We start from the raw sequence: 12,854 nt of genomic DNA, 5'->3' as shown, positions 1-12,854 counted from the left end.
AACTTTATTTTCTTTATAAAAATAAAGCTTGCCCATTTACGGTTTTCCGTAAGGATACGATTTTTTATTTCCTGAAATTTATAGTGTTATTAAAGCACAGTCATTATGAAATTCATTTATCCCTTACTTTTACTTCTTATTTGTTTTCCATTAAATGCTCAAACTGATATTACAGAAGGAAGACATTTTTTTAATAAAACGATTCAGCTTTCACAATGCGATTTTGCTGGTACTATTATCACTCCCGCCACACCAAATAAGGAAGTTATACAAAAAGGTTGGATTTTCACTATAGAAAACATAGATGGAAACGAAGATTATATAATACAAGTCGCAAAATTTACAGGTGGTTCATCAAAATCAAAAGCTCAAAATTTGAAAACATTTCAAGATTCAAATTTTGAAAATATTTATTTTAAATTATCCAAAAATCAATATACTCAATATGCAGAAAGATGGATAAAAAGAGGACAATTTATCGTTGGGGCTTCTACTACTTTAGTTAAAATTAGATTTGGCAATGGCGAGAGAGATGAGGATAAGGTGATTTATTCAGAGTTTGGAAATGATTTTAATGTTGGAATAACATGTGGGTATAGATTTACACCCAATTTTAAAAGTAAGACATCAATATCAGCAGTAGGAGGAATCAGTTTTACATCTATAAAAGTTACTCCAGAGACGACAAGAAACTTTATTGAATCAGAATCTAATCAAAGTGCTATTACTTTTAGTGGAGGACTTGTTTTTGAAATTAATAAATTCCAAATTAGCCTTTTTACAGGAATAGACGCTATGTCAGGTAAAATAGGAAAAAATTGGATTCATAGGAATAGACCTTGGTTAGGAATAGGTTTCGGCTTTCAAATATTTAAGACAAAAGGAGCTACTGATAATTAATCACTAATATTAATCATTCCAAAAAAATCACTAAGTTCCATATTATGAACCTTCAAAATTCTATATAGACTTTTCATCGTGAAATTAGTTTCTCCTTTTTCCATTTTCCAATATTGCATTCGGTTAATGCCATTATCCCATGCAAAATTTTCATAGCTAGAATATCCAGCATTAATTCTTAATTCTTTTATTTTTTCTGCAATTTCTACCATTACTGCATCAAACTCTTCATCTTTTACTTTACTTTTTTTTGCCATTAGATTTTTGTTTCAGAATTGAAACAAAGTTGAAAAGTAAGATTATTTTAAATTACATATTAAAGTATGTATATTTTAATAAACTTTTTATATGTTTGTAGTATAACTAATTCAAAAACACATTGATTATGAAACTAAAAACAGCTTTACTAACACTACTAACACTTCTTTTATTTATCGTTTCTTGCCAAACGTACCGTGTTACTCCAACAACAACAGAAAAATACCAACCGACGAATCCATCAAATGTCGAATTATTCATTACCAACAAGCCAACCAAGAAGTATAAAGAAATTGGAACGGTAAGTGTTCGTACCGTGAATAGCTATGGAGTTATTGCAACAACGCGTTCAGCAGAAAAGGCAAATAACATGATGCGTGAAAAAGCAGCATCCATTGGTGGACATGCTGTCATTAATTACAAGGAAGAAGAGCAGCAAATTAAAGGAATTGTTATTCGTTACACAGAAGAATAAAAATCTATCTAACCAAAAAATTACAAAATTTTAATTATGAAAAAACTATCTCTTTTTACACTTCTTCTAATATTAGTTTCGAGTTGTTCAAGCAAATTGACAAAAGAAGAAGCGGCAACAGTCATCAAAGAATATTTCCCTCAGTATTGTACATCCAAACGAATAACAAAACATTCATATTCTTATGCTCGTTATGGGACTGATAAGGAAGACAGAGAAGCCTTAAAAATTTTTAGAAATCTTGAGAAACAAGGATTGGTAAATGTTAAGCTTAGTATAACAGGGATAACATCTAATCCTGACAAAGATTATTCTATTACTCCAACCTCGCAATCACTAGATACCTACGGAGCAGGATTTCCCATTACAAAAATGACGTTTTCAGAAATTGTAGCAATTTCGCAAACTGAAAATGAAGCTATTGTTCGTTATAAAGTTAAAAATGAAGAAACTCCGTATCATACGCTTCATGTGCATAAGAATACGTATAGTAGTAAAAAACGATATGATTGTGATAAAACGGAGTGGGAACAAGAAGTAACCTTAATTAAGTTTGATGATGGTTGGAGGTTGAAAAAGTAATGATATTCAACATATTATAAATTCAATTATTACGCTTATACATTTTTTTAATTATTGAAATAATATCTTACAATTATATGCGTTTATTATTTATATTTGAATCAGAATTAATATTCAATCGTTACTCCTAAAACCTTCCTTTAATAATAGCCTAAAGTAAAATCAAATCTTATTAAACAGTTATATCTCATGTAGCATATTAGGATTGCTGAAAAGACATACATCTTGAATGTCTCTAAATGTTCAAGAAAACTTTTTAATTATTAAAAATTAGATTATGTTAAAAAACATTTTAACTTTAGAAGGAGTAACAATTCTTAACAAGAAACAACAACAAAATGTTCGTGGAGGTGGTGGATATTGCAGACTTACCATCATTTATTCCAACGGAGGAAGAGAGCCGGGTGGCGGTTATTTTTTAGGCGATACAGGTCAAGATATCTCCAATGCCGCAAGCAATTTTTGTTCACAGACAGTACAAAGCGAACCTGGTGTTTCAAGATGTTTCTATGATTGCGAACACGATGGATTTGGACAATAAAAAAATGAAATATCACAAAATAATTATAAACAGTAGGCTTTTTAGTCTACTGTTTTTTACGCTAATCATATTATTATCTTGTGAGGAGAATAAAAAAACAGCTAAGAAGGAAACCAATGCTACTCCAGTAGTCGTAGAAAAAAATGATTCACTTACATTATCTGTTCTCTTTAATGAGAAAATGAAAACAGGGATTAGTATTGCTGATGAATTTCTCAATTATAACTATTTAGAGTTTGAAAATAATCAAAATAAAGATGCGCTTATAGTTAAAACGATACCGAATCTGTATGATTATCAAATACTAAAATATTTTGGTTTTAGTGTTATTCATGGAAAGATGACTACGTATCGACACTATTACTTAGTACATAGAGACAATAAAGGCATCCAATTTCAATTTGATAAAGGAAATATTGTTTTGAAATCGGAAGAATCAGATCAATTATTTTTTTTAGATGATTTTTTTCAGCAATATAGAGAAATCAACACCTCACAAAACCGTGTGCAATTGGATAGTACCTATGCATTTTTTCAAAAAAAATATCATACATCTGGTCAAACGATATTAAATACACTTAATGAGTATCATTATTACAATAGTCTTCAATTAATTGAACCTAAAAATCAAGAAGTAGATACATTTCTTAAAAATATATCATATCCAATCATTGCTGGTGATCCGTTATATAATTTAACTTTTACGTATGTGAAAAACAATGTTGATACTTTTAATTTTTCTAAACTCAATACTCAAAATTATTCTCAAAATTATATAGACTTATTGTCTATTGGCGTATTCAATTTTTTAAAGCACCAAGATAATAAAGGAGATAAGAAATATAATGCAGCTATTGATTGGCTTAAAACAACAGAACTATACAAAAAGGAATTTTCTCAAATTGAGAAACAGATTGCACCACTAAATAATACTCTTTTCAAAAAGAAGTTGAAAAATTTACAATTACTAAGTCCGCAAAATAAAGAACTTGCTTTTTCTGATATTATAAAAAATATCCCTTCAAAATACTATTTGATAGATTTCTGGGCGACTTGGTGTAAGCCATGTATCAAAGGCGTTCATATTATGAAAGAAATGGAATTACCAAACAATGTTTCTGTCATCAGTCTTAGTTTGGATAAAAAGAATGATACTGAAAAATGGAAAAAAATGACAGAAAATCTAGGACAAGAAATTAGTTTTCTTGTAAAAGATGAAGTTTCTGAAAATCAAGATTTTTTAAAGTTTATAGAATTACAATCTGTACCAAGATATATTATTGTAGATAAAAACTTGAATCTAATAGATGAGTCTTTTATTCATCCACAAGAATTATTATTCCTTTCAAAACTCAATGATTTGGATAATGCTAAATATTGGTAGTTCATCTAATTAAAATTAGAAAACATATTCCACAATTGAAAAAACACTCGTTCAATTCTCGAGTGTTTTTTGGTATTTAATTTTCAGTACACCAAATCTCTTTGGCTTTTTCAAATCCACACCATCTATTCTTTTCATCACGTTTTCGTGATGCTAATTCATAACAAAGTAGCTTTTCAAGAGGAATCTTACTGTAAATAATATACAGTAATAATTCACTATCTATCTTTGAAAAGATATTGGCGATGTTCTGCAAATGACGAAGTAGATCATGCTCTAACTTAGCGTTCTGAATATGCGAATATGTCATTTGAGAATAATTGTCAGGCAACACATCTAAAAAGGGAACACCCATTTCATCTGCGGTTATTTTTTCAACACATGCCCAATCATTATCTTTTCCATGAATCACACCAAACCGAATATCCGTTAATCGATATTTAAAATTCAGCCACATCGCGCGATCAATTGCGCCTTGTTGTGTTTCAAAAATTTCTAAATAGTCATCATGTTTCATAGCTTATTTCTTTTCTGATGTTTCTTTTTTAACTACGGATGCAGAACTCCCGTTCACAGAAATAATACTGGTACGTGATGACTTTGGATCACTTCCTTCTTTACGCAATAATCGCTGATTGTTAAATAACGGACGACATTTGATGTTGAAAGCGGTATAGCTAACTGCTTTCTCTTTATCATCCAACGTATCAACATACGCTTTGTAAAGATTTTCATTAGTCATCGTTTTTTTCTTGCTACTAAGCATAATATCAAAAGCTGTTGTGGCTACCGAATTCAATCCTTGCTTAGATTCTGATAAATCTAAATTCAAGGCTTCAAGTTTTTGGATTTGCTCATCGTTTGCATACTTCATCATAGCCGTAGCATCTTTTTGATAGTCCTTGATACGATTAATAATAGCTCTTTTTTCTTCTTTGGCTTGTTCAATTTTTTCATCTGCGGTTTCTAGCAGTTGTTGATCATCGCTAATATTCTGTATTAGCGTGTCAATAATGTTGTGATTACTCATAATTATTAAATTTTAAATGGTTTATGATTCTACGTGTTTACAATGAAGGCTAATGATAGTTGTAAAATAATTTCCTTTGTCTTCGATGGCTGCTTTCACAACCATGTCAATTTCTTCTTCACTCCATGATTCCAAGTGTGCTTGCTGAATGAAAGCTCCTAAGAGTTCATAATTCTTATACTTTGAACAATCAAGATTGACTGTTTTGTTGACGATTCGTTTCATAACATTTACAGATTAAGTTCTTTGAATCGCGTTTCGTTAAAATGTAAATCTCGTTCGATATGAACGTTTCCTTTCAGCAAAGCACCTTCAATATTGAGAAGGACTTCTTGTTTGAAAGCCTCCATTTCATCAATGGAAAAATTGCCCCATTCATCCTCTGCTAACCCTGTGACGTAGCCATAGCAGATATTTGTTTCAGGATCATATTCCGTTGCATACCATGTGGCAGGTGATGAAGGATGAAAGAATTTGGCAATAACTAATGGATTGTTGGTATCTGATTGACAACCAACTTCACTAAAGCGCTTTTTTAACGCATCGTTGATGAGTTTCATAGATATTAAATTTTTAAAGGTTTCTATTTGTTTTTTAAAGAGGGTAATTAGCGGTCAAGACTTCAATCTTGCGTTTTCGCTTTTTTTCGTTTGCACCGTTACTGGCAACAAGTGGCTTATCAACCATAATTGTATGCCAACCATACTTTTTACTGTATTCTTCTAGTATTACAGAAGGATATGAACTCAAAAGAAATTTTCCTTTGATGGCAGAAAGTGTATCAAGTAGTTTGATAAAGTCAGCCTTACTGTAGCCATCATAATGTCCCATGTCAGCGTTGTAATATGGCGGGTCGACATAATGAAATGCATCATCGGCATCATACGTTGTAATAACTTTACATGCATTATTGTTTTCAATTTGAGTATGCTCCAAACGTTTTGAAATAGTTTCATCAAATCGAAGTTTCTTATTCCGCACGGTTTTCAATCGCTTCCCATACTTATCAAACCCCCAGCTTCCGATTTTACAGGCAAAGCCCATATTCGTAGCGATATAGAATGCCCACGCTTGTTGTAGTTTGCTGAACAAATGTGGCATTCGGTATATCGTATGTGCTACGGTATATGTAGCTCTTGAAAAGAGTGTTGCTTCTATCTTTACTTTGAGATTGTCAAAATCAGTTTTGCACACTTCAAAGAAGTTAATCACCATGTTATTGGTATCGTTAATGATTTCTGATTCTGCTGGCTCTTTAGCAAAGAAGACAGCACCGCCACCGAAAAAGCTTTCGGTATAAATTGTATGTTCAGGTATTAAAGGAAGTATTTTATGGAGCAAGGTAATCTTGCCACCATAATATGATATTGGGGTTTTCATAAAGATTGATAGGGAAGGGCGAGTAAAAGGGAATTACATCAAGTTTTCGTCTGCGAGTGACACATAGTCTTCCGATGTGATAATGATGTGATCAAGGACTTTGACATTCATAAGGTCTCCAGCACTACAAAGTTTCTTGGTAATTGCTTTGTCTGCACTTGAAACTTTAAGTGTTCCCGATGGATGATTGTGCGCTACAATAATAGCTACCGCATTAGTTAAGAGCGCTAGTTGAAAGATGTATTTGTTATTTACAGATACCGATGTCGTACTTCCTCTCGCAATCTCTGATACACCAACGACACCATTTGCATTGTTGAGATATAATGCCCAAAAACGTTCTTTTAGGTCTAGTTGTTTGAGATGCACAAATCGTTTTAAAAACGAATCAGCATCTTTTGAACTTCGGATATAAAACATCTTATTAAAAAGTGGACGCACATAATGAAGTTCAATTTCGTGAGTGTGATTGAGCCACGTACTCGGTAATGTTTTGTTCATGTCGTATTAAATTTAAGGTTCGTTCTGATACGAGTATGAGCGAAATCGAATTATTGATATAGATATGCCTTTTTGTAATCTAAGTCAGAAATAGTAATTGTCTTTGCAGAAAAGGCTTGTGGAGATTTTCCGTTGATGAGCAATTTTAAATAAATATGGAAATGTTCTAAGTTCGTGAAGTCTGACGTTTGAAATATAGGATAAAATTCTTGCGCCATATATTTTGCGTCAGCTTGTCCAAGCTTGAAGCAAATAATAGTTCCAATATTTCCGAGCACCGCATTTTTAATATCAGTTTGTAACTGATGTAAATATTGATGTGCTAGTATGAATCCAATTTTAAACTTACGCAGTTCTGCAAACATATTGGTAAGGGAAGCGGTAGTGTAATTTTGAAATTCATCGAGATAAATATAAAAGGGAATTCGCTTACTCTCTTCAATATTGATACGACTGAACGAAGCTGATGAAAGGGAAGTGAGTAGCAATGAGCCGAGTAAATGCGCTCCATCTGTCCCAAGTGTTCCTTTCGATAAGTTAACCAAGAATATTTTCTTGGAGTCCATAATACTGCGGAGTGAAATTTGATTCTGATTTTCAACCAATATTTTATTTAGCATTGGAATTGATAAAAAGCTTCCTACTTTGTTGAGTACTGGTAAAATATCTGTTTTTGAATATTTAGGAAATTCCTGTTGCCAAAATCGAATCACATTTTTATTGACAACACTTTTCACACATACCTTTTGATATGTTGAATCAAGTAATATTCTTGAAATATCATTAAAGTTCGCTTTAGGTTGGTCAAGGAGCGTTAAGAGAACATTTCGCAGAATGTATTCTAATTTCAATCCCCATGATTGTTGTCCCCATAATTTTTGAAAGGTTTCTAAAATGCTCGATGCAATGAGTGCTCGTTTTCCATAACTTACTTTTTTGAGCGGATTATAACCAAATTGCAGATTTGGGTCGTTAGCATCAAGTAATACGACATCTTTTTTTCGATGTTCTGGAATTAAAGTAAGTACTTCTTTGAGTAAATCTCCATTAATATCAAACAAACAAAAACCACGATGTTGTAATACATCTTGGTACATGAGTGTTTTCATAACATTGGTTTTTCCGCTTCCAGTTTTTCCTAAAAGATACATACCGAATAATCGATCATGTTGAAAAATACCGAACATTCGTTTGTCGTCTCTAAAATCAACGCGAGCAAAATAGCTGATGTATGGATCAAGGTAATTATTCATCTATCAATTTTCGCTCACTCATTCAAAACCATATAGATATCCTATTTTGGTTATAATTCCATACTTAATGGATGTTTTACAATTTGTTTTCGTAGATGTTGTGTTTTAGCAGATAAATAGATGTTGGTTGTTTTGATGTCGCTGTATCCACCATTCTTTAACTTCTAGATTTTAGAAGTTAAATACAGGAAATCGTTATACTTCTTTTACTAAACAATATGTGCAAGATGATCTTGAAAATTTGTATAAACTTATAGAGAGTTCGCATCCCATATTTTAAAAAAATAGCATTATAACGCCTTATAATTTTCCTCTTCAAAAGAAATCTTAATAAAATTGTTCGCTTTACGGAAATCCGTAATTTTTAGATCGTATTTCTGCTTAAATTGATTTCTAAATGGAATTAAAATAAGATAAATGTATGCCTATACTACAAGATATAATTGAATGGATAGAAGATAAGCCTCAGTTTTGGCAAGAAGCGGTTAGTCGGATTATTAAGAATAATGATTTAAAAGATGAAGATATTGATGAATTAGTAAATATCTGTAAGTCTGAAAATGGAATCTCTGAACTAAAGTTTGACGCTCTTGGTACTGAAGAACTTAAAGCTTTGGTAGAGAGTTCAGATAGTGAAGAAACAGTTACACTTTCTAAAATATACAATACCGAAAATATTAATGCTTTAAAAGAAGGCGAAGAACTAGAGTTTTCTCCCAATGGATTAACAGTTATTTATGGAGACAATGGTTCTGGAAAATCTAGCTATGTTAGTATTTTAAAACATATATGCAATACACGTGGAATAAGACCAATTATTAATTCAAATCTTTTTATAGAGAATAGTGATCAAAAGCAACAAATTGCAGAACTAGAGTATAGTACCGAAAGTGGTCGGTCAGGCTCGGTAGTATGGAAGGACAATCACTTGAATGATCAAATACTTCAAGTAGTTGATGTATTTGATACACAAAGTGCTAATCATTACATAGAGGACGAAGATGAAATAGCATTCATTCCTTCTGGATTAATAGTTCTTGAAAAGCTGGCTCAATGTTGTAAAAAAGTTGAAGAAAAAATAAATACAGAAAAAGGGAAATTGATAGCTTCTTCCTTTGATTTTAGATTTCTAATTAAAGAATATGAAACAGAGGTTTCTAAATTTCTAAAAGTGTTAGATGACAAAACAAAAATTGAAGAATTAAAAACACATACCAAACATACTGAAGAATCAGAAGCTAGAATAAAAGAGTTGGAAACTAGTATTATTAAACTTAAAGCAAAAGATCCAAAAAAAGTAATTGAAGATAATAAAAAAAAAATTAGACGTTTTAATAATCTCAAAGGTAGATACAAAATTATTGAAATTGGTTTTATAGAAAAGACACTTACGGATTCAAAAACAGTTATAAATAATTTCTTTTTAGCAAACGAAGTATCAAAAACTGCTTCTGAGAAAGCATTTTCAAATTTACCAATAGAAAATGTTGGAAATGGACATTGGAGAATATTATGGGAAAGTGCTAGGAAGTTTTATGACCGTTCAGTTGGAGATACTGTATTTCCAAATACACGTGAAAATTCAAATTGCCCACTTTGCCTTCAAGACCTTGGAGATGATGCTAAAGAAAGATTTAACAACTTCGAAAGCTTTGTAAAAGCTGATTTACAAAAGCAATTGGATATTGCATCAACAAAATTAGAAGAATGGAAAAACTATTATACAAACCTAGATTTTGATTTTACACAACACACTCCAACAATCGAAGAGATTGAAGAATTATTTGAAGGATTTAATGTTAAACAGGCAAGTTTTATAAATACTCTGAATACAGAGCAAAAAAATGTGTTAAAACTCTATGAAAATCCTAAAAATATCGAGGCTATAGAAGTTCCAAGGTTTGAAAGTACGCCAATTACAATTATAGAAACCCTTGTAAATACACTAGAAGAAGAAAATGTTAAATTAAGTAAAGTATCAGTTGAAAAAGAATTAATATCATTAGAAATTGAGCTTAGAAACTTATCAGCTATTAAAGAACTTCAGAAGTATGAAAAGCAAATTACTGAAGAAATCTATAGAAAGAGAAGTATTGAATCTCTAAAAAAATGCATTGCTCAATGTCGAACAACAAATATAACTATATGCAGTAATGGTATCACTGATAGTTATGTAACAAATAACTTGAAAGAGAATTTTAAAGCAGAACTACAAAAACTTGGCTTTAAAAACATAAATATTATAGCTAATACTAAGGGAGCTAGAGGAAAACAATATCATTATTTACAATTAGATACATCTTATGGAGTTAATATCAGTTTAAAAGATATATTAAGTGAAGGAGAGCATCGTTGTATTTCGCTTGCTACATTTTTCTCTGAACTTTCAATATCAGAACATAAATCTGCAATAATATTTGATGACCCTGTATCTTCACTTGACCATAGATGGAGAGATACGATTTCTAGGCGGATTATCGAGGAGTCTTTGGTGCGGCAAACAATAGTTTTTACTCATGATATTACTTTTTTGATGATGCTCCAAGAAGTATCTAGGAAAAAAAACTGCCCTATTGATGTTAAAAGCCTTACGAGGAAAAAAACTGAAACAGGAATCTTAGCTAAAAACCCACCTTGGGATGCCTTAACCGTTAAAAGAAGAATATCAATACTTAATCAAAACCTCCAATCATTGGAAAATATAGAACGTAATGAAACGGAAGAAGTTTATAAACAGCATGTGAGACCTATTTATAGTCTGATAAGAGAAACATGGGAGCGTCTTGTTGAAGAATTAGTTTTGAATGGTGCTGTGAAAAGATTTGGCAGAGAAATCCATACCTTACGATTGAGTAAGGTAATTGATCTTACTATAGATGATTATAAAATTATTGAAGACAATATGACTAAATGCTCCAATATGTTTTCTGGTCATGATAGCACTGGCGAGTTAATTCAAAGTTTGCCAAGTGCTGAAGAGGTAAAAGCAGATATAGATGTTCTCAAAACATATACTGCTGAATTAAGAAAAAGAAGAAACTAATTTAATAGCAAAAAAGATTATCAAAATTAGTAGTTTAAAGTATGAACTCTTGTCGAAGAGTCATAAAAAGCTCTAAAATAAGGTGTTAATCATCTATTAGGACTCAACTCAAAGGACTTAATAATAGTAAGAGATCATCAATATAAGTACAACGGAAAAGAAGAATGGATATAGACACACCTTTTTGTAAAGGCTGATCTATTCAACTAAAGCTAGTACTTATATCATGGTACTATGCCAAATTCCCAAAACCCATCAGAACTAACTGAATTAAAACCGTTATTTAAAGAATATCTTTCGGCTTGTAGATATACTAAACAGTTAAGTTCCAAAACAATTAAAAGTTATGGAGAAGTATTTTCCACGTTTCAAAAAATAATGCCCGAGATAAAAGAGCTTTCAGATTTACATCCGCAAACGTTACAAGAGTTTTTCAAACGTATCAGTATTAGAAAAAGAAAAGTTGGAAAGAAATTTGTTCAAGGAATTAAACCATCTACAATCAAAACATATTATAATAAACTAGTGGCTTTTATTCGATGGTTAGAACACTATCATTATTTAAAAGAAGAGATAAGCCCTAAGATTATAAAACCACCAATACCGAAATATGAGGATGAGAGAGCATTAACCGATGAAGAGGTAACTAAAATAATTTCTTCTATAACCTTATATTCAAGAGAAAATGATTTTATTTATGCTCGTGATTTAGTTATTGTAAGTTTGCTACTCTACACAGGCATACGCAGGGGTGAATTACTTGCATTAAGGGTTAGCGATATAGACTTTCAAACTAATACTCTGTTTATAAATGCTGATACATCTAAATCTAAAAAAAATAGATATATACCTATTCATTACTCACTATCGTTTCAATTAAAAGCGTACTTAAAAGAGCGTGAAATAAGAAAAACTAAATGCGAAAGATTGATTATTTCCTCACAATTTGACAAACCTTACACTGAGTATGGATTACGATCATGGGTAAAAAAATATGTGAAGTTATCTGGTGTCAAATTTCATTTACATCGATTCAGACATACTTTCGCTTGTAAATTAGCAAAACAAAATGCTGATATTATTAGTATTATGAATGTAATGGGACATACCACAACAAGAATGACAGAGCAGTATTTGCGTTCTATCAAATCTGAAAACTCAAGAAGTTTTATTCAAGAAATTATCTTTTAAAAGTATAATTACATGCTATACTAATACTGTCGATACATTTATAATTAACGCTTCAAAAGAAGCATATTTAAGTAAGTGTATTACTATTTCTTTGCTCAATTTTGTGCGGGAAGGTGGTGCCGAAAAATTGCTTGTAAATACTACAAGATTTCTCTAAAACCTTTATAAAATAACGTTATATTGGAATTAGCTGGTCACCGCAGAACTTGCACTGACGAGGTGGCAGGTTCGAGTCCTGTCAGGTCCACCAAATCCCCTTATTTTTCAACGTTTTGAAGAGATTTAAGGGTAAAAAAATAGCTCTTGGCTACCACCT

Annotated in this window: 15 protein-coding genes; 7 read left to right on the top strand and 8 right to left on the bottom strand. The window is 31.4% G+C overall.

The features are described from left to right. Positions 1-105: 105 nt before the first annotated feature. Complete coding sequence (locus ACQ654_RS02890) at positions 106-900, top strand: hypothetical protein (protein ID WP_430408810.1); 795 nt, start codon at positions 106-108, stop codon at positions 898-900. Here ACQ654_RS02890 and ACQ654_RS02885 read toward each other — a convergent pair. After that, on the bottom strand, positions 897-1,157 hold the full coding sequence (locus ACQ654_RS02885) for a helix-turn-helix transcriptional regulator (RefSeq protein WP_430408809.1): 261 nt from the start codon (positions 1,155-1,157) through the stop codon (positions 897-899). The two genes, ACQ654_RS02890 and ACQ654_RS02885, sit on opposite strands and share 4 nt — an antisense overlap. A 128-nt stretch (positions 1,158-1,285) precedes the next feature. On the opposite strand from ACQ654_RS02885, the gene ACQ654_RS02880 reads away from it, so the two are divergent. The 4 genes from ACQ654_RS02880 (at position 1,286) to ACQ654_RS02865 (ending at position 4,140) form a co-directional block, all read left to right on the top strand. Beyond that, the gene (locus tag ACQ654_RS02880) at positions 1,286-1,633 is read left to right on the top strand and encodes a hypothetical protein (protein ID WP_430408808.1); all 348 of its coding nucleotides are present in this window, start codon (positions 1,286-1,288) and stop codon (positions 1,631-1,633) included. A 36-nt stretch (positions 1,634-1,669) separates the two neighbouring features. Continuing rightward, complete coding sequence (locus ACQ654_RS02875; RefSeq protein WP_430408807.1) at positions 1,670-2,215, top strand: hypothetical protein; 546 nt, start codon at positions 1,670-1,672, stop codon at positions 2,213-2,215. A 277-nt stretch (positions 2,216-2,492) separates the two neighbouring features. Further along, complete coding sequence (locus ACQ654_RS02870; RefSeq protein WP_430408806.1) at positions 2,493-2,756, top strand: hypothetical protein; 264 nt, start codon at positions 2,493-2,495, stop codon at positions 2,754-2,756. Between the two features lie 4 nt (positions 2,757-2,760). Next, a complete protein-coding gene (locus ACQ654_RS02865) occupies positions 2,761-4,140 on the top strand; it encodes a thioredoxin-like domain-containing protein (RefSeq protein ID WP_430408805.1) in 1,380 nt (459 codons plus the stop codon). A gap of 76 nt (positions 4,141-4,216) precedes the next feature. Here ACQ654_RS02865 and ACQ654_RS02860 read toward each other — a convergent pair whose 3' ends face one another. Genes ACQ654_RS02860 through ACQ654_RS02830 form a run of 7 tightly spaced genes read right to left on the bottom strand, consistent with a single transcriptional unit; the run spans position 4,217 to position 8,304 of the window. Further along, the gene (locus ACQ654_RS02860) at positions 4,217-4,657 is read right to left on the bottom strand and encodes a hypothetical protein (RefSeq protein ID WP_430408804.1); all 441 of its coding nucleotides are present in this window, start codon (positions 4,655-4,657) and stop codon (positions 4,217-4,219) included. Positions 4,658-4,660: 3 nt separating this feature from the next. Then, positions 4,661-5,170 (bottom strand): hypothetical protein, encoded by a 510-nt coding sequence (locus ACQ654_RS02855; protein ID WP_430408803.1) that lies wholly within the window; start codon positions 5,168-5,170, stop codon positions 4,661-4,663. Positions 5,171-5,191: 21 nt separating this feature from the next. Beyond that, entirely contained in the window at positions 5,192-5,395 is a 204-nt protein-coding gene (locus tag ACQ654_RS02850; protein ID WP_430408802.1) for a hypothetical protein, read from the bottom strand. Positions 5,396-5,400: 5 nt separating this feature from the next. Next, on the bottom strand, positions 5,401-5,730 hold the full coding sequence (locus tag ACQ654_RS02845) for a DUF2958 domain-containing protein (RefSeq protein ID WP_430408801.1): 330 nt from the start codon (positions 5,728-5,730) through the stop codon (positions 5,401-5,403). A 34-nt stretch (positions 5,731-5,764) separates the two neighbouring features. Further along, complete coding sequence (locus ACQ654_RS02840; protein ID WP_430408800.1) at positions 5,765-6,550, bottom strand: DNA adenine methylase; 786 nt, start codon at positions 6,548-6,550, stop codon at positions 5,765-5,767. Between the two features lie 33 nt (positions 6,551-6,583). Beyond that, a complete protein-coding gene (locus ACQ654_RS02835) occupies positions 6,584-7,051 on the bottom strand; it encodes a JAB domain-containing protein (protein ID WP_430408799.1) in 468 nt (155 codons plus the stop codon). Positions 7,052-7,101: 50 nt separating this feature from the next. Beyond that, positions 7,102-8,304 carry a type IV secretory system conjugative DNA transfer family protein gene (locus ACQ654_RS02830; protein ID WP_430408798.1) on the bottom strand — a complete coding sequence of 401 codons (1,203 nt, stop codon included), beginning with the start codon at positions 8,302-8,304 and terminating at the stop codon, positions 7,102-7,104. 421 nt (positions 8,305-8,725) lie between these two features. Between ACQ654_RS02830 and ACQ654_RS02825 the strand changes: the two genes are divergently transcribed. Continuing rightward, positions 8,726-11,347 (top strand): AAA family ATPase, encoded by a 2,622-nt coding sequence (locus ACQ654_RS02825; protein WP_430408797.1) that lies wholly within the window; start codon positions 8,726-8,728, stop codon positions 11,345-11,347. Positions 11,348-11,581: 234 nt separating this feature from the next. Then, complete coding sequence (locus tag ACQ654_RS02820) at positions 11,582-12,538, top strand: tyrosine-type recombinase/integrase (RefSeq protein WP_430408796.1); 957 nt, start codon at positions 11,582-11,584, stop codon at positions 12,536-12,538. Positions 12,539-12,854: the final 316 nt, after the last annotated feature.

The sequence above is a fragment of the Kordia sp. genome (assembly GCF_965283645.1).
Taxonomy (GTDB): Bacteria; Bacteroidota; Bacteroidia; order Flavobacteriales; family Flavobacteriaceae; genus Kordia.
This window is presented reverse-complemented; position numbering and strand designations above follow the sequence as displayed.

Excerpts from the sequence above, each read along its gene's own strand:
- ACQ654_RS02890 (WP_430408810.1), top strand. The coding sequence starts at position 106 with ATGAAATTCATTTATCCCTTACTTTTACTTCTTATTTGTTTTCCATTA.
- ACQ654_RS02885 (WP_430408809.1), bottom strand. The coding sequence starts at position 1,157 with ATGGCAAAAAAAAGTAAAGTAAAAGATGAAGAGTTTGATGCAGTAATG.
- ACQ654_RS02880 (WP_430408808.1), top strand. The coding sequence starts at position 1,286 with ATGAAACTAAAAACAGCTTTACTAACACTACTAACACTTCTTTTATTT.
- ACQ654_RS02875 (WP_430408807.1), top strand. The coding sequence starts at position 1,670 with ATGAAAAAACTATCTCTTTTTACACTTCTTCTAATATTAGTTTCGAGT.
- ACQ654_RS02870 (WP_430408806.1), top strand. The coding sequence starts at position 2,493 with ATGTTAAAAAACATTTTAACTTTAGAAGGAGTAACAATTCTTAACAAG.
- ACQ654_RS02865 (WP_430408805.1), top strand. The coding sequence starts at position 2,761 with ATGAAATATCACAAAATAATTATAAACAGTAGGCTTTTTAGTCTACTG.
- ACQ654_RS02860 (WP_430408804.1), bottom strand. The coding sequence starts at position 4,657 with ATGAAACATGATGACTATTTAGAAATTTTTGAAACACAACAAGGCGCA.
- ACQ654_RS02855 (WP_430408803.1), bottom strand. The coding sequence starts at position 5,170 with ATGAGTAATCACAACATTATTGACACGCTAATACAGAATATTAGCGAT.
- ACQ654_RS02850 (WP_430408802.1), bottom strand. The coding sequence starts at position 5,395 with ATGAAACGAATCGTCAACAAAACAGTCAATCTTGATTGTTCAAAGTAT.
- ACQ654_RS02845 (WP_430408801.1), bottom strand. The coding sequence starts at position 5,730 with ATGAAACTCATCAACGATGCGTTAAAAAAGCGCTTTAGTGAAGTTGGT.
- ACQ654_RS02840 (WP_430408800.1), bottom strand. The coding sequence starts at position 6,550 with ATGAAAACCCCAATATCATATTATGGTGGCAAGATTACCTTGCTCCAT.
- ACQ654_RS02835 (WP_430408799.1), bottom strand. The coding sequence starts at position 7,051 with ATGAACAAAACATTACCGAGTACGTGGCTCAATCACACTCACGAAATT.
- ACQ654_RS02830 (WP_430408798.1), bottom strand. The coding sequence starts at position 8,304 with ATGAATAATTACCTTGATCCATACATCAGCTATTTTGCTCGCGTTGAT.
- ACQ654_RS02825 (WP_430408797.1), top strand. The coding sequence starts at position 8,726 with ATGCCTATACTACAAGATATAATTGAATGGATAGAAGATAAGCCTCAG.
- ACQ654_RS02820 (WP_430408796.1), top strand. The coding sequence starts at position 11,582 with ATGCCAAATTCCCAAAACCCATCAGAACTAACTGAATTAAAACCGTTA.